The sequence below is a fragment of the Pseudomonas fragi genome (assembly GCF_900105835.1).
GTDB classification, from domain to species: domain Bacteria; phylum Pseudomonadota; class Gammaproteobacteria; order Pseudomonadales; family Pseudomonadaceae; genus Aquipseudomonas; species Aquipseudomonas fragi.
Genome location: NZ_LT629783.1, coordinates 118,989 through 143,701 on the forward strand (window position 1 = coordinate 118,989; position 24,713 = coordinate 143,701).

The window sequence follows — 24,713 nt, forward strand, 5'->3', positions numbered from 1 at the left end:
TGCCCAATTTGCTGGTAAATACGGCACTTATTAGAACAAAAAACAGCCACGATCGAACCTGGAGGCAATTTATGCCAAACGCCCTGGACAGAAGCGACAAGGCCTTGCTCGTGGCATTGCAGGGCAATGCCCGGCTCACGGTGGCACAACTGGCCGAGAGCGTTGCATTGACCACCTCGCCCTGTTGGCGGCGGGTAAAAATGCTTGAGGACAGTGGTGTGATCACCGGTTACCAGGCGATTCTTTCGCCCAAGGCGTTGGGCTATGGGGTGACGGCATTTGTCAGCATCATGATGGCCTCCCATTCCCAGGAGGTGGCCAGAAGTTTTGAGCAGCGTTTGCTGGATATTCCAGAAATCGTGGCCTGCCACAACATTTCGGGGCGTTATGATTTTTTACTGGAAGTGGTGGCCAGGGATCTGGAGTCCTTCGGCGAGTTTGCCCGCGAAGTGTTGCAAACCTTGCCTGCGGTGAAGGAAATCTATTCGAGCTTTTCATACAAGTCGGTCAAGCCGCAGCGCATGATTCCGGTGGCAGGCTAAAGGTGCCGGGTTGTGGATGGAACACTTTGGCATTACAAATGCCTCGCGTAAGATCCCTGGGTCAACAGGCAAAATCGTTCGGTGAGGCGGGTGGAGTAAAGTGCCTCAAACGAATAGTTGAATGATGGTTGACCTTTATTCGTGGGGATGGAAGGTGTTTGACAGGTTGTGGGCCTCGCTTAGTCTTAATTTATAACAAGATGAAATTGTTAAGGGCGCAAATCATGAGTTTGCGTCTTGGGTGTCCATTGCCTTTTATTCGGCATATGCAGAGGCCTGTTCTACAAGCAGGTATGGGCTGTTTGAGTATAAAAATATCAGGGTGTTGTTTATCCGGTTCTCTATAAGTCAACGGCAGGGACGTTTCTATCAGTGCAGTTTAAGGGTGAGTTGTAAGTGTTTTCCGTAACTCAAGTCGTCTCGGTCTAATACTGTTGTTTATGGCCGCAGGGGCGGGTTTTGGGTGATTCACTTTCAAGTTCATTCAGCAAGAGTAAGTCATCATGTTAACCCGCGAAATCATGCTGCAACTGTTTCCCAAAAGTGCTGGCACCGTGGACCTGTACCTGCCCTTTGTGCAGGCCGCGACGCGCCGGCGACAGATCAACACCCCCCGGCGCCTTGCCGCATTTCTCGCCCAGGTGGGGCATGAAAGCGCAGGCTTCAGCACACTGGTGGAAAACCTCAACTACAGCGCCGATGGCCTGGCGGCCACCTGGGGCGCACGTTTTGCGCAAAAGAATGCGGACGGCAGCTACGTCATGAGCAGCCAGGGCAATCGCTCGCGACGGGTGCCCAATGCCGATGCGCTGGTGCTCCAGCGCAGGCCCGAGGCTATCGCCAATCGGGTCTACAGTGATCGCCTGGGCAATGGTTCGCAGGACTCGGGGGATGGCTGGCGGTATCGGGGGCGTGGCTTGATCCAGATCACCGGCAAGACCAATTACCGGCTGTGCAGCCTCGGGCTGTTTGGCGACATGCGCCTGTTGACCAACCCGCAATTGCTCCAGGAATGGCAATGGGCGGTGGAATCGGCGGGTTGGTACTGGGACTCGCGCAACGTTAATGCGCTGGCCGACGGGGATGACTTTGACCGGGTTACCCGGGCCATCAATGGCGGCCTCAACGGTCAGGCCCAGCGCCTGGCGCTGTATCACCAGGCGCTGGGTTTATTGCGCGCCTGAACACGTTTAACAGGCCATAATGCCGGCGCATGTTGCCCCGTCATTCTGGAGTCATAAAACAGTGATGTTTGAACTAAAACCGATAAACCCTGAAACCTATCGCCAGCAAACTCGCCGCAGCACACTGTATATCGCGCTGACCTTTATCGTGCTGGCGCTGCTGGTGTCCGGGCTGGCGGTGATGGTGCTGGGCGTGGCAGGTGGCGACAATTTTCGCCTGAACCTGGCCGGGGTCATTGTCGCCCTGATCGCGACGGCGTTGCTGGTGCGTTATCTGTTCTGGACACAACCCTGGATGGCCGCGGCGGTCTATGGCTGGCAACTCAAGCGCAGCCTGATGAAGGTGACCAATGTCATGCACCATGTAACGGCAGGGGTGATGGCGGGGAATGTGGCGGCGCTGAAACTGCTGCGCTTTTATCACCTGGGCGTAACCCAGATGTATCAACTGGATGCCAACTCCAGTGCATTAAGCCAGATGGTGCGCGAGATTGACTTGCACAAGGCGCGCCTTGAAGCACTGGGCATCGATCCCGGGCAGACCCGGCTTGACCCGCAGTGGATTGTTGAAGTGAAAAAGTATGCGCCACTGAAGTAACGCCTCAAGGGGCTGGCCAGGCGAGGTGCGCCCTGCGGCGACGCGTTTCGCTTGGCAAGCCCTGCAAGGGTGAAGGTCAGCTGACGACGCGATAGCACGGCTCATAGGCCGCGCCGCCTGGCAGTTTCATGCGGTGTTGCTCGACAAAGGCTTGCAGCAATTTGTCCAGCGGCTTCATCACGGCAGCGTCACCGTGGATCTCGTAAGGCCCGTATTGCTCGATCAGGTGGATGCCTTTCTCTTTGACGTTACCCGAGACAATCCCGGAAAAGGCCTGGCGCAGGTTGATGGCCAATTCATGCGCCGGCATGTCGCTGCGCAGTTTCAGGCTGGCCATATTGGCGTGGGTCGGGTCGAACGGGCGCTGGAAGCCTTCGTCGATTTTCAGTAGCCAGTTGAAGTGGAAAGCGTCGTTGCGCTCGCGACGGAACTGTTTTACTGCCTTGAGCCCGGCAATCATATGGCGAGCCACTTCGGCCGGGTTGTCGATGATGATCTGATACTGCTGTTGTGCTTCTTCACCCAGGGTCGCGCCGACGAACTCATGCAGTTGCTGCAGGTAAGGTTCGGCTTCCTTGGGGCCGGTGAGCACAACCGGGAAGGGTACATCCCTGTTCTCCGGATGCATCAGAATACCCAGCAGGTACAGGAACTCTTCCGCGGTGCCGGCACCGCCGGGGAAGATGATCACCCCGTGACCGACGCGGACAAAGGCTTCAAGCCGTTTTTCGATATCCGGCAGAATGACCAGCTCGTTGACGATGGGGTTCGGCGCTTCGGCCGCAATGATGCCCGGCTCGGTCAGACCCAGATAACGGCCCCCGGTCAGACGTTGTTTGGCGTGGGAAATAGTCGCGCCCTTCATCGGCCCTTTCATCACGCCGGGACCGCAACCGGTACAGATATCCAGGCTGCGCAGGCCCAGTTCGTGGCCGACCTTTTTGGTGTACTTGTATTCTTCGGTATTGATTGAGTGGCCGCCCCAGCACACCACGATTTTCGGTTCGACACCCGGGCGCAGCGTGCGGGCGTTGCGCAGCAGGTGGAAGACGTAGTCGGTGATGCCCGCAGAGCTGCTCAGGTCAATGCGCGGGCTGTCCAGGCCGCTCTGGGTATAGACGATATCGCGCAGGGCGCTGAAGAGCATCTCACGGGTACTGGCGATCATTTCGCCATCGACAAATGCATCGGCGGGGGCGTTGAGCAGCTCAAGGCGCACACCGCGGTCTTGCTGGTGGATCCGCACCTCGAAATCCTGGTAGGCCTCAAGGATGGTCTTGGCGTTATCGACGTGGGCGCCGGTGTTCAGGATGGCCAGTACGCACTGGCGGAAAAGCGTGTAGCTGGTGCCTGAGCCAACCTCACTCAGCTGTTGTACTTCACGTTGGGAAAGTGTTTCCAGACTGCCTTTCGGACTGACCGAGGCGTTGATGACTTGTCTTTGGACCATTGCGAGCTTCCTTGAGCGGGGTCGAAAAATTGCTTGGCGCAGCTTTTGAATTCAGGTCAGCAGCGAGCGAGGCGTCCCAACTCTTACGTCTTTTGGTTGTTCTACTTTAAGCATAGTAGCCCTGGCTGTGTAATTAAAAGCGCCTTCAGTTAACTCCGGTTACAGTAGCAGCAGTGAGCGCGGCAGCGATAAGGTAACCTCGCCCGTCACTGAAAAAGAAAAGGGACAGGCCCATGATCATCACGACCACACACAGCATTGACGGCAGAAAAGCCACTGAATACCTGGGGATTGTCAGTGCCGAATCGGTCCACGGCATTAATGTGGTGCGGGATTTTTTTACCGGAGTGCGCGACTTTTTTGGTGGGCGCTCCCAGACGCTGGAACGAGCACTGAAAGAAGCACGCGCAGAGGTCACGGACGAAATTCGTGACAGGGCAAAAGCCCTGGGGGCAGATGCGATCATGGGGCTGGACTTTGAAATCAGCATGCCATCAGGTCGTGGCGGCATGCTGGTGGTATTTGCCACGGGCACAGCGGTGCGCTTGAACTGAGGCCCGGGGTTTCGACCGCGCGGGGCGGTCGAATGGGCCTGCAGGGGTTAAACCGTTTTCGCCAAAGGCACGCCGGCCGTGGTTTTGGACAGCGCGTCCTGCAGCTTCTGCTCTTGTTCCGGGGACAGGGAGGTGCGCAGGACCTTGCCCTTGAAGTCCGAGTCTTCCAGTTCCTTCAACACTTTTTCCGGCTGGAACTTGCGCAGCAGTACGAACAGGGCCGAGGAGTCATTGGGAATGGTTTCGCTCAATGACTTGATGAAATCGTCATCGATCCCGTAATCGCTCAACGAACCTGACAGGGCGCCAGTGCCAGCACCCAGCGCGCCACCGATGGCAAAGCCTGCAAGGGGATTGAGAAACAGCAGCCCGACCAGCGCGCCCCACAGGCCGCCGGTGACCAGGCCTGAAGTGGCGCCGATCGCGGTCAGGTTGACGCTTTGCTTGATATGAATCTTGCCTTCGGCATTACGCACCACAATCACCGCATCTTCCAGCTCTACCAGGTGCTCTTTGCTTAGCGAAACCATCTTGGTGAGAGCACGGTCTGCTTTTTCGGTGTCTGAAAATCCCACTACGATTAAATCGGACATGTCTTTCATTCCTTGACGGTACAGGTCCAGCCCGACGAAGGGCTGAAGGGTGGAGGAGTTTCTCAAGGCGTCACAATGCAAACACCCTGGCGCGCAGTGGTTCAGCTGTCTGGAGCCTTCTGCGAGGAATGAGCGTGGTCGCTAACCGTGAAACGGTCAAGTCGGCAAGACATATCTCTTGAAAAGGAGAAGGGTGTGGCAAGGGGAGCAGTGCCGTGGCAGGTGCCGGGTGCAGATGCGTTGAGGAGGGCTGGCTGAGCAGCCCTGACCTCAAGCCTGGGGCTGATGCCTCACAGGCTTATGGCTGTTCGTTCTTTTCAGGTGCATTCAAGCCGGCCTGGATACGTTGGTAAATTTCTTCACGGTGAACGGCTACATCCTTCGGTGCATTGATGCCGATTCTGACCTGTTGTCCGCTGACACCTAAAATAGTGATCGTAATATCGTCACCGATGTTTATGCTTTCACCAACTTTGCGGGTGAGTATCAGCATTTTTTTCTCCTTGATGGCTTTGTAAGGCACGTCTCTGAGACGGTGCGGCTTCGGTCATGACTACAGAATACTGCTAAGTACGTATTTTTGCGCCGCTCATTACAGACGACATGGCCAGAGGTTTAATTCCCTTTACGGGGAAAATTCTCGCGCATAAGCCTTAAATTGGGGCGCTTTGGATTTGTTCAAGGAGAGCAAGGCCGCTGCCCCAGTGATAAAATCTACCCATTCAAACAGACAGGGGAAACGCAGTGCGTATAGTCATCGTGATGACAGCAATTTTGGCCTTGACGGCTTGCGGTCAGGAGTCTAACGATAAAATCCAGCGGGCTAAAGCAGCTTCTGAAGCAACAATGGCCCAAGCCCCTGTTGCGCACTGGGCTTTGGAGATTACCGAGGGCCAGAGAGCGACCATTCCTGACACCACCGGTAGGCTTCTTGACAACGGTTTTACTCCTTACATTTACGAGAGCGGCGGTGTGCAGCACTTCCTGATCGGGCCGTTTACCACCCAGGCCCAGGCGCTTGAGGCCCAGGAAAAGATGAAGCTCAAGCCCAAACTGGACGGCATTGAAACCAACGTGATCGAATTGCCCGCCGCGAAATAAACAGATGCAGCGTCGGGTAATCGCCTAAGCGTAGCTGCCACAGGGGTTATTCGGCGCTTTGTGCAGGATTTTTTTGCCCACTCGGCGTCCAACAGAGCAGCACGACGGTAAGGGCAATCGCCATGAGCAATCACAAGATCGAAATTCGACGCAGCAATGTCGAAAAAATCCTTCTGGGGGCCGAACAGGTTTTTGCCGAAAAAGGCTTTGCAGGTACGGCAATGGCGGATATTGCAGCGCATGTGCAGTTGCCGCGCTCCAACCTGCATTATTACTTCAGCACCAAGACTGATCTGTACAGCGCGGTATTGCTGGCGTTGCTCGAGGTGTGGAAGCAGGATGCACTGTGTTTCGAGACTTATGATGATCCGCGCCTGGTATTGAGCAGTTATATCCGCGCCAAGATGAACCACTCGCGTACCCGGCCGCACGGTTCTAAAGTCTGGGCCAATGAAATGATCCACGGCGCGCCGACCCTGGGCCTGGCGCTGGATGCCAGCCTGTACGACTGGGCCAAGATGAAGGAAGCGAAAATTCGCCAATGGGTGCAGGACAAGCGAATTCTGCCTGTGGAGCCGTCCAGTTTGCTGTACATGATCTGGGCATCAACCCAGCATTACGCTGACTTTGACCATCAAGTGATGATCATCAACGATCACCAGCCGTTGTCCGATATCCAGTTTGAGCGTGCGGTGCAGACCGTCACCAGCGTGATCCTGCGCGGGATCGGGCTGGAGCCGTAAGCAACATTGCTTATCGATCGTGTGGGAGCGGGCTTGCTCGCGATGCAGGCGATGCGGTGTGTCCGGTACACCGGGGTGATGCCATCGCGAGCAAGCCCGCTCCCACAATACCTGTGAGAGCTTGCTTGCCTGCGACAGGGGCACTGCGGTCAATCACGCCAGCCACATTTCAAACCACGCAATACGGGTTACGCGGATCATGGTTCCAGTCCAGAAATGGCAGGCCATTGTTATGCGGCACCATCTCGATACAGTCCTGCACCGGGCAGGTGATCTGGCACAGGTTGCAGCCCACGCATTCATCGTCGATTACTTCGTAACGGTGTGTGCCGTCAGCCTGCTTCAAACTGGCAATCGCCTGGTGCGAGGTGTCTTCACAGGCAATATGACAGCGTCCGCAACCAATACAGGTGTCCTGGTCGATCTTGGCGATAACCTGATAATTGATATCCAGATATTTCCAGTCAGTGGTATTGCCTACAGCACGGCCGGAGAAATCATCCAGGCTGGTATAGCCCTGACTGTCCATCCAGCGTGATAAACCATCCTTCATCTCGTCCACAATCCGAAATCCGTGGAGCATCGCGGCGGTACACACCTGAACAGCGCCACAACCCAGGGCGATAAATTCTGCTGCATCGCGCCAACTGCCAATGCCGCCGATACCGCAGATGGGCAGGCCTTTGGTCAGCGGGTCGCGGGCGATTTCGGCGACCATGTTCAGTGCAATCGGCTTGACTGCCGAGCCGCAATAACCGCCATGCGTGCTTTGGCTGCCCACCATCGGCAATGCCACCATGCGCTCCAGGTCGACGCTGGTGATCGAGTTGATGGTGTTGATCAACGACACCGCATCGGCCCCGCCACGGTGGGCGGCCCGGGCGCTAAGGCGAACATCGGTGATATTGGGTGTCAGCTTGACGATCACCGGCAGTGAACAGTAGGTCTTGCACCAGCGTGTGACCATTTCCACGTACTCGGGCACCTGGCCCACGGCCGCGCCCATGCCGCGTTCGGGCATGCCGTGGGGGCAGCCGAAGTTCAGCTCGATGCCGTCGGCACCCGTGGCTTCCACCAGTGGCAGGATATATTTCCACGACTCCTCTTCGCAGGGCACCATCAGGGACACGATCAGGGCCCGGTCCGGCCAGTCTTTCTTGACCTGGGTTATTTCGCGCAGGTTGATTTCAAGGGAGCGGTCGGTAATCAGTTCTATATTGTTGATGCCCATTACTTCGCGGTTGGGACCGAAGTGTGCCGAGTAGCGGGACGACACGTTGACCGCTGCAGGGTCTTCACCCAGGGTTTTCCAGACCACGCCACCCCAGCCCGCCTCATAGGCGCGCACCACGTTGTAGGCTTTATCGGTAGGTGGCGCGGAAGCCAGCCAGAAAGGGTTGGGCGCCTTGATGCCGGCGAAAACAATCGAAAGATCGGCCATTTACGCAGCCTCCTGATCAAGCATGAGTTGGGCATGCATGGCTTCTGCGGCCAGCTTGCCGTGTTGTACGGCCTGTACGGTCAGGTCTTGCCCCAGGGAGGTGCAGTCGCCCCCGGCATAGATTCCGGGCACGCTGGTGCGCAGTTGTTCGTCCACTTCGATGCGATCGCCCACGCGGATGAGCGCTTGCGCCAGTGGATCGCTGAGGGTGGCATCGTCAAAGGTCTGGCCGATGGCCTTGAACACCGCGTCTGCGGCCAGCTCGAAGGTTTCGCCGGTGGTCACCAGGTGCCCGTTCTCCAGACGTGTGCGGGCAAAGCGCATGCCGCGCACCTTGCCGGTGTTGTCCAGCAACACGTCTTGTGGCTGCGCCCAGGTCATCAGCCGCACCTGATTGGCCTTGGCAATGTCCTGCTCGTGCGCGGTGGCGCCCATGTCCTCAAGCCCGCGGCGATACACGAGGTTCACTTCCCGGGCGCCCAGCCGGGCCATTTGCACCGCCATGTCGATGGCCGTGTTGCCCGCGCCCAGCACAATGCAGCGCTCGGCCAGGGGTAATTGGGTCAAGTCGTCGCTCTGGCGCAGTTCGCGGATGTAGTCAGTGGCGGCCAGCAGCCCTGGCGCGTCTTCGTGGGGCAGGCCCAGCTGGCGACTGGCTGCCAGCCCCAGGCCGAGGAATACCGAATCGAATTGCGCATGCAGCTCGCTCAGGCTCAGGTTGTCGCCCAGGCGCTGGCCGTGGCGCACTTCAATGCCGCCGACCTGCAGCACGAAATCCACCTCTCGCTGGGCAAAATCGTCCACCAGCTTATATTTGGCAATCCCGTACTCATTGAGCCCGCCGGATTTTTCCCGGGCTTCGAAAATCACCACCTCATGGCCGTGTAGCGCCAGGCGATGAGCGCACGCCAGGCCAGCCGGCCCGGCACCGACCACGGCGATGCGTTTGCCGGTGGGCGCGGCGCGCTTGAAGGGGTGCTCGCTGAACTGTGCGTGGTCCACGGCATAGCGCTGTAACAAACCGATCAGCACCGGCGCGCACTCTTGCGTGTTGTTGCGCACGCAGGCTTGCTGGCACAGTACTTCGGTCGGGCATACCCGGGCACAACTGCCGCCGAGGATATTGGCCGAGAGAATTTTCTGCGCTGCACCCTGGACGTTTTCCTGCTGAATATTGCGAATAAACGACGGGATATCGATGTCGCTGGGGCAGGCGTTGACGCATGGCGCGTCGTAGCAGTACAGGCAGCGTGAGCTTTCCAGTACGGCCTGGCGAGCGCTGAGGGGAGGGGCCAGATCGGTAAAATGGCTGGCCAGCACCTGCGCATTTTCGTGCGGATGCGGTAAATGATTCAGGGACTTGATCACGGTGATTGCCTCACGGTTGTGGGGATCTTCCTGCCTCTGTCGGGCAGTGCCTTGTGGCTCAGCGCTTAACAGCCACCGGCTGCTGGTGCTCGGCGCGTTTTTTCAACAAGTCGAACACGGCGGGGTAGGCCGCACGTTCGATATAGCGCCCGGCGCCGCGCTCGGCCCGCAGGTCGCCATCGACCCACACCAGGCGACCCTGGCTGATGGTATGGCTGGGCACGCCACGCACGGTTTTACCTTCAAAAATATTGAAATCGACGTTCTGGTGGTGAGTCTTGGCGGAAATGGTGCGCGTGCCCAAAGGGTCCCACAGCACCAGATCGGCATCGGCTCCTACCCGGATCGTGCCTTTGCGCGGGTAGATATTGAAAATCTTCGCGGTGTTGGTGGAGGTCAGCGCGACGAACTCCTGCATCGACAAACGCCCGGTATTCACCCCTTCATCCCACAACAGCGCCATGCGGTCTTCGATCCCCGCGGTGCCGTTGGGGATCTTGCTGAAATCATCGCGCCCGGCGGCCTTTTGCTCGGCACAAAAGCAGCAATGGTCGGTGGCGGTGGTGTGCAGGTTGCCGGACTGCAGGCCGTGCCACAGGGCTTCCTGATGCCCGCGGGGGCGGAAGGGCGGGCTCATCACATAACCGGCCGCCGTTTGCCAGTCGGGGTGCTGGTACACGCTGTCATCCAGCAGCAAATGCCCGGCCAGTACTTCGCCATATACCGGTTGGCCCTGACTGCGGGCGTAGGTAATTTCGTCGAGTGCTTCACGGGTCGACACATGCACCAGATACAACGGCGTGCCAATGGTCTGGGCAATGCGGATCGCCCGGCTGGCAGCTTCGCCTTCCACCTGGGAAGGGCGCGACAGCGGGTGCGCTTCCGGCCCGGTCATGCCCTGGGCCATGAGTTTGCGTTGCAGGTGGTACACCAGTTCGCCGTTTTCGGCATGCACAGTGGGGACCGCGCCCAGTTCCAGGCAACGCTCGAAGCTGGCCACCAGGGTGTCGTCGGCGGCCATGATCGCGTTCTTGTAGGCCATGAAGTGCTTGAAGCTGTTGATGCCGTGATGGCTGACCAGCTCGGCCATCTCTTCGCGTACCTGCTCGCTCCACCAGGTGATGGCGACATGAAAGCCGTAGTCGGCTGCCGACTTTTCGGCCCAGCCGCGCCACTGATGAAAAGCCTCCAGCAGGGACTGCTGCGGGTTGGGAATGACAAAGTCGATAATCGATGTAGTACCGCCGGCCAGACCGGCTGCGGTGCCACTGAAAAAGTCTTCGCTGGCGACGGTGCCCATAAATGGCAATTGCATGTGAGTGTGGGGGTCAATACCACCCGGTATCAAATACTGGCCGCTGCCATCGAGCACTTCGCAGTCTGCAGGAACATCAAGATCAGTACCAATTGCGCGGACTAGACCGTCAGCACAATAAACATCCGCACAATAACTTTCATCATGGGTCACAAGCGTAGCGCCACGGATTAACAGCGACATACGGAGTTCCTCGCAGGCTGACCGGCTTGAGCCGGCTCTAAGTGTTGTTATTAAAATTAGTGGGGAGTTTGCATTCCTGCCACTGGTGACAGGAATAAAATCTAGAGGGTTGTTTGAAAATGATCAAACTTTATTTTTTAAGATGTACGTTTGAGTTAACTGATTGATCTATATATGTTTTTAAAACAAATCACCAAAATGATGCACGCAATCACCATTTTGACGCACTTGACAGGAATCAAATATAAGCGAAGTTTCTTATGCGAAATCAGGCGCTTGAGTGCGCAGGGCGAAGGGGATGAATCGATAAATTAAATAAGCACGCACCGAGTTGTTTCATTTGGCGATATCAAAAAAACAACACCAGGGGCAAACAGGAATGAGAGTCATTTGAATGCGAGGTTAAAACAGTTTTAAACCAGAGAGTTGCAAGTGATAAAAGCCAGTGTGCGGGGAAGGTGCAACTAACACGGCACAGTTCTTGATTGTCGCTGTCATGACCGCGCGGGCCGATGCAGACAAGTGAGTATCCAGGCAAGGGAAACGCTCTGTATCCATGTGCAGGGCCTGACAGCACAAATAAGAGAGTGATCGAACATGCAACCGAGCAGATCAAAAGTCACCGAACGTAACGGCTTGTACGAATTGGACGCCGGGCCTGAAGTCCTCGACAGCCCCCGCTATAACCCAGACATCGCCCCCACCCAGGTGCACGAACGCACCTGGAACAAATGGCATATCACCGCCCTGTGGGTCGGTATGTCCATTTGCGTGCCCACCTACACCCTGGGCGGGGTGCTCACGGCTTACTTCGGGCTGTCAGTCGGCGAGGCACTGCTGGCAATTTTGCTGGCCAATATCGTGGTATTGATCCCACTCACCCTCAACGCTTTTGCGGGCACCAAATACGGCATTCCCTTTCCGGTGTTGCTGCGCTCTTCCTTCGGCATTATCGGCTCCAACGTACCGTGCCTGATCCGCGCCCTGGTGGCGTGTGGTTGGTTCGGGATCCAGACGCTGTTCGGTGGCCTGGCCATTCACCTGTTTCTGGGCTCGGTGTTCGAGGGCTGGAAAAGCCTGGGGGGTACCGGTGAAGTGATCGGCTTCATGATTTTCTGGGCGCTCAACCTGTGGGTGGTGTTGCGCGGCGCCGAGTCGATCAAGTGGCTGGAAACCCTGTCGGCACCGCTGCTGGTGCTGGTCGGTCTGGGCCTGCTGGTGTGGGCGTTGCCCAACGTGTCGATGACCGAACTGCTGGCCCAGCCACCCAAACGCCCGGAAGGCGCCAGTGTGTATGGTTACTTCTTTGCCGGCCTGACCGCGATGGTGGGGTTCTGGGCCACCTTGTCCCTGAACATCCCGGACTTCAGCCGCTACGCCAAAAGCCAGAAAGACCAGATCCTGGGGCAGATTTTTGGCCTGCCGCTGACCATGTTCCTGTTTGCCGCCCTGGGTGTGGTGATGACCGCCGCGTCGGAAAAACTGGTCGGCGTTACCGTGTCCGACCCGGTCAGCCTGATCGGTCATATCCAGAGCCCGGGTTGGGTGGCACTGGCGATGGCATTGATCATCATTGCCACGCTGTCGACCAACACCGCGGCCAATATCGTATCGCCCACCAATGACTTCCAGAACATCGCCCCCAAGCTGATCAACCGCACCACGGCGGTGATATTGACCGGCCTGGTGGGGCTGGCGCTGATGGCCCATGAACTGCTGAAAAAACTCGGCCTGCTGGTCTCGGACGTGAGCCTGGAGACGGTGTATTCCAACTGGCTGCTGGGTTATTCCAGCCTGCTGGGCCCGATTGCCGGGATCATGGTGGTCGACTATTTCATCATTCGTCAGCAAAAACTCGACCTCGCCGGGCTGTACCGCGACGGCGTGTATCCGGCCTGGCACTGGAACGGTTTTATCGCTTTTGGCGTACCTGTGGTGCTGACCCTGCTGTCACTGGGCAGCAACGCTTTTAGCTGGTTCTACGATTTCGGCTGGTTTACCGGGTCGTTGCTCGGGGCCGGGATTTACTACGCGCTGCACCGTCTGGGCAGCCAGCAGGTCGAGACCGTCGAAGGCTCGGTTTGAAGCCGACTCCTATAAAAAATGCCTGAGGAAAACACCATGAACGCTGCACAAGAGCTGCAACAGCAACGCCCGCAATCGATCAACGGCGAGCGCCTGTGGGCCTCGCTGATGGAACTGGCCCAGCTTGGCGCCACGGTCAAAGGCGGCGTGTGCCGCCTGGCCCTGACCGACCTCGACCGTCAGGCCCGGGATATTTTCGTGCGCTGGTGCGAAGAGGCGGGCTGCACCGTCAGCGTGGATGCCGTGGGCAATATCTTTGCCCGCCGCGCCGGGCGCAACCCCGAGTTGCCACCGGTGATGACCGGTAGTCATATCGACACCCAGCCCACGGGCGGCAAGTTTGATGGCTGCTTCGGCGTGCTCGCCGGGGTTGAAGTGCTGCGTACCCTCAACGACCTCAACATCGAGACCGAGGCGCCGCTGGAAGTGGTGGTGTGGACCAACGAAGAGGGCTCGCGATTTGCGCCGTGCATGATGGGCTCCGGGGTGTTTGCAGAAAAATTCACCCTCGAAGAAACCCTGGCCAAAACCGATGCCCAGGGCGTAACCGTGGGTGAAGCCCTGGATGCGATCGGCTATGCCGGCAGCCGCAAGGTCAGCGGGCATCCGGTGGGGGCGTACTTTGAAGCCCATATCGAGCAAGGGCCGATCCTCGAAGACGAGCGCAAGACCATCGGTGTGGTGCTGGGTGCCCTGGGGCAGAAATGGTTCGACCTCAACTTGCGCGGCGTCGAAGCCCATGCCGGGCCGACGCCCATGCATCTGCGCAAGGACGCCCTGGTGGGCGCGGCGGCCGTGGTGGCTGCCGTCAACCAGGCTGCCCTCGGCCACCAGCCCCATGCCTGCGGCACCGTGGGTTGCCTGCAAGCCTACCCGGGTTCGCGCAACGTGATCCCTGGAGAAGTGCGCATGACCCTGGATTTCCGGCATTTGCTGCCCGAGCGCCTGGACTCGATGATCGAACAGGTGCGCGGGGTCATCGAGGCCACCTGCAAAGAGCATGGCCTGAGTTTTGAACTGACGCCCACGGCGGATTTTCCGCCTTTGTACTTCAACCCTGATTGCGTCAGCGCGGTACGCGATGCGGCCAATGAACTGGGCTTGTCGAACATGGATATCGTTAGCGGGGCAGGGCATGACGCCATCTTCCTGGCCGAGTTGGGCCCGGCGGGCATGATATTTGTGCCGTGCGAAGGTGGCATCAGCCACAACGAAATCGAAAACGCCGATCCCAAGGATCTCGCGGCGGGGTGTGCCGTGCTGCTCAAGGCGATGTTGGCGGCTTCGAAAACGGTGTGTAGCCGCTGAGGAGCACAGCGAGGCTGCGACGGGTTGCGCCGCGACCCTGTGCTTTGACCTGAAGCGAAGGGCCTGCGGCCCTTTTCGCAGCCTGCGGCAGCGGCTACAGGATTCGCATCTGAAGCACGCTCCCACCTGTAGATATTCTGTTGCCGGTCAATCCTCCCTGCTCGCTCCCACAGTTGCAGTTTCCTTTGGATCTTGTAGTCGCTGACGCAGCCTCGCTCCGCTCGTCAGTTGCTACAAGGAATCCGTGTCCGGCAGCAGATCCCGTGTTAGCCACTTTATTGGTTCGAACTCCCATGAAGTGGATATGTATTTCTGTTTATTTCATTATGTGAGATATGTCTGAATGGTCTGTATTGAAACTTGGTGAGTTAACAATGGCTTAGAGCTGTCTTAAGGTATGTCTGTAGGCTTGTGTAGGAAATATCCATATATAATTGTTTGAAAAATAGATTTGTACGGGTTTATTGTTTGCTTCGTGGCTTTTTAAGTGTTTGTTCTGCTTTGTCTTGTAAGTGTCGAGTTTTGTGATGTGGAGGTTGTTGTGAGTCTGGATGATATTGGGAATACGTCGTTAGTCGAATTGAAGAGGCTTGCTCGTAATGGGGGGCGTATGTTTTCGAAATGCGAGTTTATGAATCCCTCCGGCAGTCATAAGGATCGAACTTATTTGAATATTATTACCTCGCTAGAGCGCGAAGGTGTTATTCATAAAGGCATGACGCTGGTTGATTGTTCGACCGGTAATGGTGGAGCGGCGCTTGCGTGGATTGGCAAGGAAAAAGGTTACTCCATAAAAATATTCATGCCTGAAGGTATGACGCAAGAGCGCAAAGACCAAATAAGGTCTTATGGAGCACATGTGATTGAAACGCCGAAAGAGAGCTTTTTGGCAGGAGCTGTCGATGCTGCCAAGGAGTATATTAAAGATAATGATTCTCATAAGGTCTATTTTTTAGATCAGTCGAGTACGCTGCTTAACAAATTGGCGTGGCATGCATGTGGGAATGAAATTGTAGAAGCGCTTCGTGATTACGGTGTGGTGCCTGACTATTTTGTGTGTGCCCTCGGTACAGGAGGAACGTTCTCGGGTATTTCTGAAGTGCTGAAGCAGCAATATAAAAATATTCGAACCGTCGGTATTGAAGTGGAAAGTTCAGCTCCGCTGTATGCCGCAAGACAGGGGGGGAGTTCAAGCATTGCCCTCACAATCTCATGGGGTTGGGAGCGGGTGTGTTGTCGGTTAATACCCGGCCTGATTTGATCGACGAAGTTGTAGTTGTAAAGGGCGATGCAGCTTGGGATAGGATGAGGTTGTTTGTATCTGAGGATGAGTATGCTATAGGGCCAACGTGCGGCGCAAACTTGTTAGTCTGTGAGCAAATTGCGAGCATGGAAAGTGGTTTAAATATCCTTACGCTTTTTTTTGACAGTGCATGGAAGTACGAAAGCCGTTGGGATGGCATTTATCCGGAATATACGGAGGTCAAGTGATGCTGCTTAAAGAAGTGTACGAGAGCGCTAAAATAGTAAATATGGGTGCGACACGGATCACAGTAAATGAATTTACGGATCAGTTGCCAGCTTTGAGACCTGAGGTGCTCCTTGAAGCCGCCCGTGGTGTTATCGAAGTTATGGACTGGCATGTTGATAAAATTGTGACAGAAGAGGATAAGGGGGCGCCGCTGGCAACAGCAGTTTCCATATTGACGGGTATTCCGATGGCTATTGCTAGGTGGTACAGCTACAGCCTTGATGAAGTGAATGAGGTCTGTGTGGATTTTGAGTCGGAATATTATCAAGGGCAGCTTTATCTAAATGGTGTTGTCGCGGGTGATAGAGTGATTATTGTGGATGATACGCTTAGCACGGGAGGCGCGATTATTTCATTGGTGGAGGCTGTTCGGAAAAGTGGCGCTGACGTGGTTGATGTAGTGTGCGCAATTGAGAAAGTGCAAAATAAAGGCAAAAAGCATGTTTTTGAAAAAACGGGCATTGCAGTTAAAACGCTGGTCAGGATTGCTCTGTCCGAAGATAAAGTCTCAGTGTTGGACTGAGCGGGAGAGGTTTTGTGGTGTGTTGAGGTCTTGCAGTGTTGTGGGGTGAGAACTAAAAAGGGTTGCCTATGAGTCCTGAGAACTTGGGTGTTGTTTTAGGGTTGTTGTTCTGTTTTATCAGCGCCGCCTTTGATGTTTATGTGGCGTTTATGACGCAGACGCTCAATACTGCGGTGGTCATTTTCTATTGCTTTGTATCGTCTACCGCCCTGTTTTTCATGTATGGCCTCTGGGTGGGCAAGCACGCGTTGACAAGCAAATTTCAGCAAGACTGGTCGCTGGTGGCGTGGATCAATGTTTCGGTTTTATTGAATTGGGGCGGGCTGTTTTATGCCTTGCGCTTTCTCGAGCCGGCCGTAGTGGGAGTTGCTTCGGTGGCCTGCGGCCCGGCCTTGACGTTACTGGTGTCGAGCTTTGTAAAAGGCGCCGGCAAGGCCAACGCCATGGAAACCCTGATTGCAGGCCTGGTATTGCTATCAGTTGCCATGATGCTTTTTCAATCTTTTGTGGGGGTCAGTGGTATTTCGTCAACATCTGTCGAGCAAAGACTTATCGGTATTGTCAGTGTGGTGCTGTGCGCGTTGGGTACAGTGCTTTATACGATTATTTCCAAAAAGATGTTTGCTTGCCACTGGAAAACTTACGAGATCCTGGCTGTCAGGAACATACTGATGGTCGTGATATGCAGTTTGTTCATCCGCTTCGGTGACGCTTCATTCAGTCTCGCCACCCAGTGGGTCTTGCCGCTGTCAGTGCTGGTTGTGGTCGGGCATCTACTGCCTGTTTACCTGATTCAAAAAACGATCTTTCATCTCAGTCCTATAGCGGTGTCATTTATATTGCTGACCCTGCCGGTTTTCACTTTGGTACTTCAATACCTCGATTCGCGGGTGGCGTTTTCAATACCAAGTATTCTGGCGGTCGGTCTTATTGTTGTTCTGCTGGCCTGGCTGGCCATATCCAATAGGCGAGGTGCAAAATGATCAGGGTCGTCGTGGTGGACGGTTTTTCATCGGGCAAATTCTTGGCGAAAAAGTTACATGAAGACGGTTGCGTTCTATTTCATATTGCCTCCAGTCCTGATATCGATGGCTATTACTACGTCGGGTTTGATTCGGCTATTTATGAACGGTCCATCGTTCACACGCAGACAACGTGCACGTTGTTGGAACTTACGCATTTCGATCCCGATATTATTATTGCGGGTGCCGAAAGCGGGGTGCTGTTAGCCGATGTGTTGAATGAACAGTTGGGGCTGGATTACGCCAATGTTTTTTCCCGGAGCCTGGCGCTCAGAAACAAATACCAGATGATCCAGTGCATTACCGAAGCCGGCTTACCCGCCCCGGCCCAGTGCGCAGTTGATACATGGCGCGACGGCAAAATGTGGGTGGCTGCCCATGGCAAATATCCGGTCGTCGTAAAACCTCTGGAAAGCGCAGGGGCGGACGGCGTTTATATTTGCCGCGATCTGGCAGCGTGCAAGGGTGCATTCAAAGCGCTGATGGGTACGCGCAACAAATTGAATCTCGACAACAGCCAGGTGCTGTTTCAGGAGTATTTGGCGGGTACTGAGTATGTCGTCAACATGGTGTCCTTGCATGGGCATCCGTTGGTCACAGAGGTGGTGAAATACACCAAGCGTGTGCTGGAAACCGGCAGCATCGTATATGACATTGATCAACTGCTTGCTTGCACCGACGCGCCCTATGCTGAGTTGGTGGCTTACACCCGCGAGGTGGTGACGTGCCTGGGTATCCGCAACGGCCCCAGCCATGCCGAGGTCATGTACACCGAGGACGGGCCAAAACTGGTGGAAATTGCAGCGCGTACCGACGGGATTCTCAGGCCCGGTGTCTCGGCGCTGACCACCGGCCTGGGGCAGATCGATGCATGTGCACTGTCCATTACCCGGCCCCTTGAATTTGAGCAACTATTGGCGAGCAATCAGGACTACGCCCTGTTCAAGCACACTTACAACGTGTGCCTGATCAATTGCACTGAAGGTGTTTTCTGCGACGAGGCATTTGTGCAGCAACTGCGCACGCTGGCGTCATTTTTCGAGGTGGTGTTCTACGTTAAAAATGGGCAGCGTATTGCGCCGACCCGGGATGTGTTCAGCCAGCCCGGAACGGTGTATCTGATTCATGACGATCTTGCGCAAATTGAAGCGGATTACGCGCGTATCCGTGAAATGGAAGCAGCCGGAATCTACCTGCAAGAGAGCCAATAAAACACACGGTCCAACCCATGTGGGAGCCGGGCTTGCCCGCGTGGGCAACCCCGCGATTTGCCTGTCAGGCCGCAGTGTCGCTTTGACCCAAGGCGTAGGGTCTGCGGCCCTTTTCGCAGCCTGCGGCAGCGGCTACAGGTTTTGTACTGACTGATCCCAACCACCCCCTAGGGCCGTCAATAACCCTACGCTGGCCTGCAACTGCCGGGTGCGCAGGGCTTGTACCTGGCGCTGCGCCTGCAGGGCGGCGGTCTGGGCGGTGACGACGTCCAGGTAACTCACCGCGCCCGCTTCGTAGCTGTGGGTGGCAATGGCCCGGGTGTGTTCGGCCGCGTTGGCCGCGGCCTGTTCGTCGAGGCTTTGCTGTTGCAGGTCGCGCAGCTGGCCCAGGTTATCTTCAACTTCGCGCACCGCGTGCAACACCTGGCTGCGGTAGTGGGCCGAGGCTTCTGCAAATTCAGCCCTGGCCTGGCGCTCCTGAGCATCCAGCCTGCCACCGTCAAAAATCGGCAGGTTGACCAACGGCCCCAACGCCCAGAACCGATTACCGGCAGACAGCAAGTTGCCGCTGCCCTGGGTTTGCCCGCCCAGCAGGCCGGTCAGGCTGAAGTCCGGGTACCAGGCCGCTTTCGCCACGCCGATCCCGGCGTTGGCGGCAAATACCCGGCGTTCGGCTGCGGCAATGTCGGGGCGTCGCTGCAGCAGGGTGCTGGGCAAGGTGCGCGGCGGGTCGGGCAGGCCCAGGGTCTGCTTGCCTGGCGCCAGCTGGAAGCTGCTGGCGGGCTCGCCCACCAGTTCGCCAATGGCGTGTTCGGCCAGGTTACGCTGGCCGCGCACATCGTCCAGTTGCGCCTCGGCTTCAGCCAGTTGGCTCTGGGCGCGGGTCAGGTCAAGTTCGGAGGCGATTTGCCCTTCATAGCGCGAGCGGGTCAATGCCAGGGCCTGGCCGTAATCATCCAGCGAGCGGGACAGGATCTGCTGCTGGGCATCCAGCCCGTCAACTTGCACATACAGGCTGGCCAATTGGTGTTGCAGGCTAAGGCGCGCCACGGCCAGATCGTCCGCCGAGGCCTGGGCCTGGGCATCACCTGCCGCCACTTGATTGCGGATTTTGCCCCACAGGTCGAGGTCGAAATTCAGCGCAACCCCCGCCGTATTGCTGTTGTAGACGGAAGGTTGAGTACTGCCGCGCAACGGTCGGTTGTCTGATTGGCGCTGGCGCAGCGGCTGACCACTGGCGCTAACTTGTGGAAAGAGCCCGGCGTGCAACTGGCTGGCATAGGCCTGCGCCGCATCAAAGTGTGCCAGCGCCGCGGCCAGATCCGGGTTGGCCTTGAGCAACTGCTGTTGCAGGCTGTTCAGGCGTTCGTCCTGATACACCCGCCACCACTGCGGTGACAGCTGGTCGGCCGGTTGCGCGCTGTGCCACGGTCCGTCGCTGCTTTGCTCGCGGTAGTGCTCGGGCAGTTGCAGGTCGGGGGTCTTGTAGGTCGGTGCCAGCGAACAGCCCTGCAACGCCAGGGCCAGTAACAGGGCGCTGCGTTTAAGCCTTGGCTGCATGGGGGGCTCCTGCGTCGGCCAGTTTCACCGAATCACCTTCACGCAAGGCGTCAGGCGGGTTGTCGATGACCGTGTCGGCCGCCTTGAGGCCCTGGTCGATCACCAGTCGCTCACCCAGGTCAAGGCCGATATGGATGGTTTGCAAGTGCACATGCCGGGCGCTGTCGAGCACCGCCACCTGGGTGCCCTGGGCGCGGAAGATCAACGCGCTGGCCGGGATGCTGACGCCGTGGGTATCGGCCGGGATCGACAGCACCGCCTCGGCATAGTCGCCGGGCATCAGCGCGTCGCCGGGGTTTTGCGCGACAAACTGGGCCATCAGGGTGCCGGAACGCTGATCAATCGCGGTTGAGTTGCCGATCAGTGTTGCGTTGAACGTCTGCCCCGGATGTTCCGGTACGTTGAGCTGCACCTGCATGCCGGGGCGGATCACGCTGGCGTAGTTCTGCGGCACCGGCACATACAGGCGCAGCTGGTGGGTGTCGGCGATATCGAACAGCTCGGTATCGCTGTCGGTGTCGGCCTTGATCAACTGGCCAATATCGGTGTGGCGCGCGGTGATGGTGCCGGCGAACGGCGCGCGAATGGTCTTGTAGGCTTCCAGCGTCGACAGGCGTGCGTAATCAGCTTCGGCAGCCTGGGCATTGGCCCTGGCGGCGGCTTCATTGGACAGTTTTTCGTCGGCCTCCTGGCGCGATACCGAGTGGCTGGCCAGCAGGTTTTGCCAGCGCGTGGCCGTGGTGGCCGCCAGCCGGGCGTTGGCCTGCTCCTGGCGCATGTGCGCGCGGGTCTGGGCCAGTTGCTGATCCAGATCGGGACTGTCGATCACTGCCAGAATTTGCCCGGCCTTGACCTTGCTGCCGATATCGGTCTGCCAGCTTTGCAGGTAGCCGTTGACCCGGGCATGGATCGGCGCCTTGCTCCAGGCTTCCAGGTGCGCGGGCAGGCGCAGGGTGTCGCCGTGGGCGTTCTGCAGGGGCTGGAACACGCTGACAATCGGCAGTGCGGCCGCTTCGGTCCATTGGCTCACCGCCTGTTCGTGGCGACTGCGCGCGGCCAGGCCGTTGGCGACCAGCAACGCCGCCAGGGTCAGGCCACCGATGCCCAGGTACATCAAGCGCTTGCGCGAAGGTTTTTGATTAGACGACATGGGAAGTTTCTCCAGCAGCAGCGCGATTTTTTTCACGGCCGTGCACCAGGCTGAACACCACGGGCACGAACAGCAGGGTGGCAACGGTGGCCAACATCAGACCGCCAATAACGGCGCGTCCGAGGGGGGCGTTCTGTTCTTCTGACAAGGCCAGCGGGAGCATGCCGATCATCATCGCCAGTGCGGTCATGCACACCGGTCTGAAGCGTGTGTAGCCCGCTTCCAGCGCCGCCTTGAGGGCATCGCCATGCTCGGCCAGCCGTTCGCGGCAGAAGCTCACCACCAGAATCGAGTTGGCCGTGGCCACCCCCATGCACAGGATGGCGCCGGTCAGGGCGGGCACCGACAGCGAGGTGCCGCTGAGGAACAGCATCCACACAATCCCGGCCAGGGCTGCGGGCAGGGCGGTGATGATCACGAACGGGTCGACCCAGGACTGGAAGTTGACCACGATCAGCAGGTAGATCAGCACCACCGCGCCGAGCAGGCCAAAACTCAGGCCGCTGAAGGCTTCATGCAGGGCGTCGATCTGGCCATGCAGGCTGATGATTGCGCCTTTGGGCCGCAGGTCGGCCGCGCCGTCAATCACCTTTTGCACATCCGCCGCCACCGAGCCCAGATCGCGGCCCTGAATATTGGCGTACAGGTCCAGCGTCGGCTGAATGTTGTAGTGGCTGACCACGGCCGGGCTTTCTACGCGGCTGATGGTGGCCAGCCCGCCGAGGATTTGTGACTGGCCGTTGCTGCCTGTTACCGGCAACGCTTCCAGCGCCGGCAGGCTGTCCAGGCGGTATTGCGGTGTGGCCGCGACCACGCCATAGGACACACCGTTTTGCGGGTTGAGCCAGAACGTCGGCGCCACTTGGGAACTGCCTGCCAGCGATGCGACCATGCTGTTGGTTACGTCACGCTCGGTAATCCCCAGGCCATTGGCGCGCAGGCGATCGACCTTGACCTGCAGCGACGGGTAACCCACTGACTGCTGAATGCGCAGATCGGCAATGCCCGGCACATGTTGCAGGCGCCGTTGCAGTTCCAGCGCATAGGCGCGGTTGGCCTCGTCGTCATGCCCGGAGATCTTCACGTCCAGCGGTGCCGGGGCGCCGAAGTTGAGGATCTGGGTGCTGATATCCGCCGGTAAAAATGCGAACTGGCTGCCGGGAAAGCTCTCTGGCAGCGCTTCACGCAGGCGCTTTACATAGTCAGCGGTAGGGCTGTGGCCTTCCTTGAGGGTGACCTGAATATCGCCGTCCTGTGGGCCGATTGTGCCGCTGCTGCTGTAGGCCATATCGATGCCGCTAAGAGGAATGCCGATATTGTCGATCACGGTGTCCAACTGGTCGGCGGGGATGATTTCACGAATGCGCGATTCGATGCGGTCGAAGTCCGCAGCGCTTTCTTCGATGCGCGTCCCCAGCGGCAAGCGCACATGTAGGGCCAGGGCCCCGGCATCGGTGGCCGGGAAAAAGTCCTGGCCCAGGCTTGGCAGCAAGGCAAAGGAGGCCAGTACGCAGGCCATAAAACCCAGCAAAAAGCGCTTGCGGTTGGCCAGGGCCAACTCCAGCAGGGCGTAATAGGCATCGCGCACCGCCGAGAAACGCCGCTCGAAACCGGCTTGAAAGCTCAATAGCGCACGCACAGGTGCCGAATGCTGCTTGCTGTGCTGGTCGCCCTCGTGATGGTTGATGTAGCCGTCTTCCGGGTGATGCCCAGCACCTTGCTCCGGCACATGTGGCTTGAGCAGAAACAGCGCCAGGGTCGGCACCAGGGTGCGCGACAGAATAAACGAGCTGCCCATGGCGAAAATCACTGACAGCGCCATCGGGCGGAACAGGTAGCCGGCAATGCCTTGCAACATGAACATCGGCACAAACACGATGCAGATACACAGCAGCGACACGAAGGCCGGGCCGACGATCTGCTTGGCACCGTCGAGGATCGCGTCGCGCACCGACTTGCCCTGCTCAAGGTGCCAATTGATGTTTTCGATGGTGACGGTGGCATCGTCCACCAGAATCCCCACCGCCAGCGCCAGCCCGCCGAGGGTCATGACATTGAGGGTTTGCCCGCTCAGGGCCAGCAGTGCGATCGCAGACAGCACGGCCAGGGGGATCGACACGGCAATAATCAGGGTTGAACGCCAGCTACCGAGGAACAGCAGGATCATGGCGCTGGTCAGCAGGGCGGCAATGATGCCTTCCTGGGCCACACTGCCCACCGATTGCTTGACGAACACCGAGGCGTCGCCCAGCAACGAAGTTTTCAGGGAGGGCGGCAGGGTTTCGTTGATGCGCGGCAGCATCCCGCGAATGCCGTCGACAATGGACAGCGTCGAGATATTGCCGTTTTTCAGCGCCGGCATCAGCACCGCCCGGTGGCCGTCGACCCGCACGATATTGGTTTGCGGCGGCGAGCCATCACGCACATGGGCCACCTGGCCGATGGTGATCAGCGCGCCATCGACGGTCTTGATCGGCAGGTCATTGAGTTCGTCGATGGCCTTGGGGCTGTTGTTGAGCAGCACCGTGTACTCATAGGTACCGAGCTTGGCGGTGCCCACCGGGATGATCTGGTTCTGCGCCGCCAGGGCATTGCCCACGTCCTGTGCCGACAGGCCTTTGGCCGCCAGCGCCTGGGGGTCGAGGTCGAGGGTGATCTGGCGTTGCTTGCCGCCCATGGGGGTGGGCATGGCCAAGCCGGGCAGGGCACTCAGGGGCAGGCGGATATTGTTCTGCACCAGGTCGCGGATTTTCGCTTCCGACAAGGTAGGGCTGGAGAACGCCAGTTGCAGGATCGGTACGGTCGAGGCGCTGTAATTGAGGATCAGCGGTGGGGTAATACCCGGCGGCATTTGCTTGAGTACGGTTTGTGACACGGCCGTCACTTGCGCATTGGCGGTACGAATATCGACCCCGGGCTGGAAGAAAATTTTCACGATGCCCATGCCGGGCAGTGACTGCGACTCGATATGTTCGATGTCGTTGACCGTGGTACTGAGCGAGCGCTCGTAGGTGTAGATCACCCGGCCCGCCATATCCGCCGGGGCCAGCCCGGTGTATTGCCACACCACGGCCACCACCGGAATGCCGATATCGGGGAACACATCCGTGGGGGTGCGAACAGCCGCCAGCGGCCCGATGATGCAGATGAAAATCGCCAGCACGATAAACGTGTAGGGCTTGTGCAGTGCGGTCTTTACCAGCCCGAGCATGCCTGGACCTCCGGGGAGTGGAATTGCAAACCTCGGCAGT

General features: G+C 57.9%; 21 protein-coding genes. 12 read left to right on the top strand and 9 right to left on the bottom strand.

Features of this window, described 5'->3' with window-relative positions; all coding sequences use genetic code 11:
- Window positions 1-71: 71 nt before the first annotated feature.
- The 3 genes from BLU25_RS00605 to BLU25_RS00615 all read left to right on the top strand — a co-directional run bounded on the left by BLU25_RS00605 (window position 72) and on the right by BLU25_RS00615 (window position 2,324).
- On the top strand, window positions 72-542 hold the full coding sequence (locus tag BLU25_RS00605; RefSeq protein ID WP_016780413.1) for an Lrp/AsnC family transcriptional regulator: 471 nt from the start codon (window positions 72-74) through the stop codon (window positions 540-542).
- 503 nt (window positions 543-1,045) lie between these two features.
- Window positions 1,046-1,726 carry a glycoside hydrolase family 19 protein gene (locus BLU25_RS00610; protein ID WP_016780414.1) on the top strand — a complete coding sequence of 227 codons (681 nt, stop codon included), beginning with the start codon at window positions 1,046-1,048 and terminating at the stop codon, window positions 1,724-1,726.
- A 64-nt stretch (window positions 1,727-1,790) separates the two neighbouring features.
- Window positions 1,791-2,324 (top strand): DUF3087 domain-containing protein, encoded by a 534-nt coding sequence (locus BLU25_RS00615; protein ID WP_016780415.1) that lies wholly within the window; start codon window positions 1,791-1,793, stop codon window positions 2,322-2,324.
- A 76-nt stretch (window positions 2,325-2,400) separates the two neighbouring features.
- Here BLU25_RS00615 and ppnN read toward each other — a convergent pair whose 3' ends face one another.
- On the bottom strand, window positions 2,401-3,774 hold the full coding sequence (ppnN, locus tag BLU25_RS00620) for a nucleotide 5'-monophosphate nucleosidase PpnN (protein WP_016780416.1): 1,374 nt from the start codon (window positions 3,772-3,774) through the stop codon (window positions 2,401-2,403).
- A 233-nt stretch (window positions 3,775-4,007) separates the two neighbouring features.
- Between ppnN and BLU25_RS00625 the strand changes: the two genes are divergently transcribed.
- On the top strand, window positions 4,008-4,328 hold the full coding sequence (locus BLU25_RS00625) for a YbjQ family protein (RefSeq protein WP_016780417.1): 321 nt from the start codon (window positions 4,008-4,010) through the stop codon (window positions 4,326-4,328).
- Window positions 4,329-4,375: 47 nt separating this feature from the next.
- Here the strand turns inward: BLU25_RS00625 and BLU25_RS00630 are convergent, their stop codons facing one another.
- Window positions 4,376-4,921: a DUF1269 domain-containing protein gene (locus BLU25_RS00630; RefSeq protein ID WP_016780418.1), complete on the bottom strand. Its 546-nt coding sequence runs from the start codon at window positions 4,919-4,921 to the stop codon at window positions 4,376-4,378.
- A gap of 298 nt (window positions 4,922-5,219) precedes the next feature.
- The gene (csrA, locus tag BLU25_RS00635) at window positions 5,220-5,414 is read right to left on the bottom strand and encodes a carbon storage regulator CsrA (RefSeq protein WP_016780419.1); all 195 of its coding nucleotides are present in this window, start codon (window positions 5,412-5,414) and stop codon (window positions 5,220-5,222) included.
- Between the two features lie 251 nt (window positions 5,415-5,665).
- On the opposite strand from csrA, the gene BLU25_RS00640 reads away from it, so the two are divergent.
- Together BLU25_RS00640 and BLU25_RS00645 are read left to right on the top strand one after the other, a co-directional pair.
- A complete protein-coding gene (locus BLU25_RS00640; protein WP_016780420.1) occupies window positions 5,666-6,022 on the top strand; it encodes a hypothetical protein in 357 nt (118 codons plus the stop codon).
- 122 nt (window positions 6,023-6,144) lie between these two features.
- Entirely contained in the window at window positions 6,145-6,765 is a 621-nt protein-coding gene (locus BLU25_RS00645) for a TetR/AcrR family transcriptional regulator (RefSeq protein ID WP_016780421.1), read from the top strand.
- Between the two features lie 169 nt (window positions 6,766-6,934).
- Here BLU25_RS00645 and preA read toward each other — a convergent pair whose 3' ends face one another.
- From preA to hydA, 3 genes are read right to left on the bottom strand one after another with little or no spacing between them, the layout of a single operon-like run.
- Window positions 6,935-8,206 carry an NAD-dependent dihydropyrimidine dehydrogenase subunit PreA gene (gene preA / locus BLU25_RS00650; protein ID WP_016780422.1) on the bottom strand — a complete coding sequence of 424 codons (1,272 nt, stop codon included), beginning with the start codon at window positions 8,204-8,206 and terminating at the stop codon, window positions 6,935-6,937.
- The gene (locus tag BLU25_RS00655) at window positions 8,207-9,574 is read right to left on the bottom strand and encodes an NAD(P)-dependent oxidoreductase (protein ID WP_016780423.1); all 1,368 of its coding nucleotides are present in this window, start codon (window positions 9,572-9,574) and stop codon (window positions 8,207-8,209) included. It abuts the gene before it with no gap.
- A gap of 58 nt (window positions 9,575-9,632) precedes the next feature.
- Window positions 9,633-11,072, bottom strand: a complete 1,440-nt coding sequence (gene hydA / locus BLU25_RS00660) for a dihydropyrimidinase (RefSeq protein WP_029611352.1) — start codon at window positions 11,070-11,072, stop codon at window positions 9,633-9,635.
- A 597-nt stretch (window positions 11,073-11,669) separates the two neighbouring features.
- Here hydA and BLU25_RS00665 point away from each other — a divergent pair.
- The 6 genes from BLU25_RS00665 (at window position 11,670) to BLU25_RS00690 (ending at window position 18,752) form a co-directional block, all read left to right on the top strand.
- Window positions 11,670-13,157 (top strand): NCS1 family nucleobase:cation symporter-1, encoded by a 1,488-nt coding sequence (locus BLU25_RS00665; RefSeq protein WP_016780426.1) that lies wholly within the window; start codon window positions 11,670-11,672, stop codon window positions 13,155-13,157.
- Window positions 13,158-13,193: 36 nt separating this feature from the next.
- Window positions 13,194-14,465 (top strand): Zn-dependent hydrolase, encoded by a 1,272-nt coding sequence (locus BLU25_RS00670; RefSeq protein WP_016780427.1) that lies wholly within the window; start codon window positions 13,194-13,196, stop codon window positions 14,463-14,465.
- A gap of 541 nt (window positions 14,466-15,006) precedes the next feature.
- Window positions 15,007-15,726: a cysteine synthase family protein gene (locus BLU25_RS00675; RefSeq protein ID WP_197676917.1), complete on the top strand. Its 720-nt coding sequence runs from the start codon at window positions 15,007-15,009 to the stop codon at window positions 15,724-15,726.
- Between the two features lie 229 nt (window positions 15,727-15,955).
- Entirely contained in the window at window positions 15,956-16,519 is a 564-nt protein-coding gene (locus BLU25_RS00680; RefSeq protein WP_016780428.1) for an adenine phosphoribosyltransferase, read from the top strand.
- Window positions 16,520-16,587: 68 nt separating this feature from the next.
- Complete coding sequence (locus tag BLU25_RS00685) at window positions 16,588-17,502, top strand: DMT family transporter (RefSeq protein ID WP_016780429.1); 915 nt, start codon at window positions 16,588-16,590, stop codon at window positions 17,500-17,502.
- Window positions 17,499-18,752, top strand: coding sequence for an ATP-grasp domain-containing protein (locus BLU25_RS00690; RefSeq protein ID WP_016780430.1), 1,254 nt, complete (start codon window positions 17,499-17,501; stop codon window positions 18,750-18,752). Before BLU25_RS00685 ends, BLU25_RS00690 begins: the two co-directional genes overlap by 4 nt.
- 132 nt (window positions 18,753-18,884) lie before the next feature.
- Here BLU25_RS00690 and BLU25_RS00695 read toward each other — a convergent pair whose 3' ends face one another.
- From BLU25_RS00695 to BLU25_RS00705, 3 genes are read right to left on the bottom strand one after another with little or no spacing between them, the layout of a single operon-like run.
- Entirely contained in the window at window positions 18,885-20,312 is a 1,428-nt protein-coding gene (locus BLU25_RS00695; RefSeq protein WP_016780431.1) for an efflux transporter outer membrane subunit, read from the bottom strand.
- A complete protein-coding gene (locus tag BLU25_RS00700) occupies window positions 20,296-21,462 on the bottom strand; it encodes an efflux RND transporter periplasmic adaptor subunit (RefSeq protein ID WP_016780432.1) in 1,167 nt (388 codons plus the stop codon). The genes BLU25_RS00695 and BLU25_RS00700 overlap by 17 nt, the downstream gene beginning before the upstream one ends.
- Complete coding sequence (locus tag BLU25_RS00705; RefSeq protein ID WP_016780433.1) at window positions 21,452-24,673, bottom strand: efflux RND transporter permease subunit; 3,222 nt, start codon at window positions 24,671-24,673, stop codon at window positions 21,452-21,454. Before BLU25_RS00705 ends, BLU25_RS00700 begins: the two co-directional genes overlap by 11 nt.
- Between the last annotated feature and the right edge of the window lie 40 nt (window positions 24,674-24,713).

What these genes read in the sequence shown, in the direction of transcription:
- hydA (WP_029611352.1), bottom strand. Translation starts at nt 11,072, where the DNA reads ATGTCGCTGTTAATCCGTGGCGCTACGCTTGTGACCCATGATGAAAGT.
- BLU25_RS00625 (WP_016780417.1), top strand. Translation starts at nt 4,008, where the DNA reads ATGATCATCACGACCACACACAGCATTGACGGCAGAAAAGCCACTGAA.
- BLU25_RS00705 (WP_016780433.1), bottom strand. Translation starts at nt 24,673, where the DNA reads ATGCTCGGGCTGGTAAAGACCGCACTGCACAAGCCCTACACGTTTATC.
- BLU25_RS00670 (WP_016780427.1), top strand. Translation starts at nt 13,194, where the DNA reads ATGAACGCTGCACAAGAGCTGCAACAGCAACGCCCGCAATCGATCAAC.
- BLU25_RS00695 (WP_016780431.1), bottom strand. Translation starts at nt 20,312, where the DNA reads ATGCAGCCAAGGCTTAAACGCAGCGCCCTGTTACTGGCCCTGGCGTTG.
- ppnN (WP_016780416.1), bottom strand. Translation starts at nt 3,774, where the DNA reads ATGGTCCAAAGACAAGTCATCAACGCCTCGGTCAGTCCGAAAGGCAGT.
- BLU25_RS00685 (WP_016780429.1), top strand. Translation starts at nt 16,588, where the DNA reads ATGAGTCCTGAGAACTTGGGTGTTGTTTTAGGGTTGTTGTTCTGTTTT.
- BLU25_RS00665 (WP_016780426.1), top strand. Translation starts at nt 11,670, where the DNA reads ATGCAACCGAGCAGATCAAAAGTCACCGAACGTAACGGCTTGTACGAA.
- BLU25_RS00630 (WP_016780418.1), bottom strand. Translation starts at nt 4,921, where the DNA reads ATGTCCGATTTAATCGTAGTGGGATTTTCAGACACCGAAAAAGCAGAC.
- BLU25_RS00700 (WP_016780432.1), bottom strand. Translation starts at nt 21,462, where the DNA reads ATGTCGTCTAATCAAAAACCTTCGCGCAAGCGCTTGATGTACCTGGGC.
- BLU25_RS00610 (WP_016780414.1), top strand. Translation starts at nt 1,046, where the DNA reads ATGTTAACCCGCGAAATCATGCTGCAACTGTTTCCCAAAAGTGCTGGC.
- BLU25_RS00645 (WP_016780421.1), top strand. Translation starts at nt 6,145, where the DNA reads ATGAGCAATCACAAGATCGAAATTCGACGCAGCAATGTCGAAAAAATC.
- BLU25_RS00605 (WP_016780413.1), top strand. Translation starts at nt 72, where the DNA reads ATGCCAAACGCCCTGGACAGAAGCGACAAGGCCTTGCTCGTGGCATTG.
- BLU25_RS00690 (WP_016780430.1), top strand. Translation starts at nt 17,499, where the DNA reads ATGATCAGGGTCGTCGTGGTGGACGGTTTTTCATCGGGCAAATTCTTG.
- preA (WP_016780422.1), bottom strand. Translation starts at nt 8,206, where the DNA reads ATGGCCGATCTTTCGATTGTTTTCGCCGGCATCAAGGCGCCCAACCCT.
- BLU25_RS00615 (WP_016780415.1), top strand. Translation starts at nt 1,791, where the DNA reads ATGTTTGAACTAAAACCGATAAACCCTGAAACCTATCGCCAGCAAACT.
- BLU25_RS00680 (WP_016780428.1), top strand. Translation starts at nt 15,956, where the DNA reads ATGCTGCTTAAAGAAGTGTACGAGAGCGCTAAAATAGTAAATATGGGT.
- csrA (WP_016780419.1), bottom strand. Translation starts at nt 5,414, where the DNA reads ATGCTGATACTCACCCGCAAAGTTGGTGAAAGCATAAACATCGGTGAC.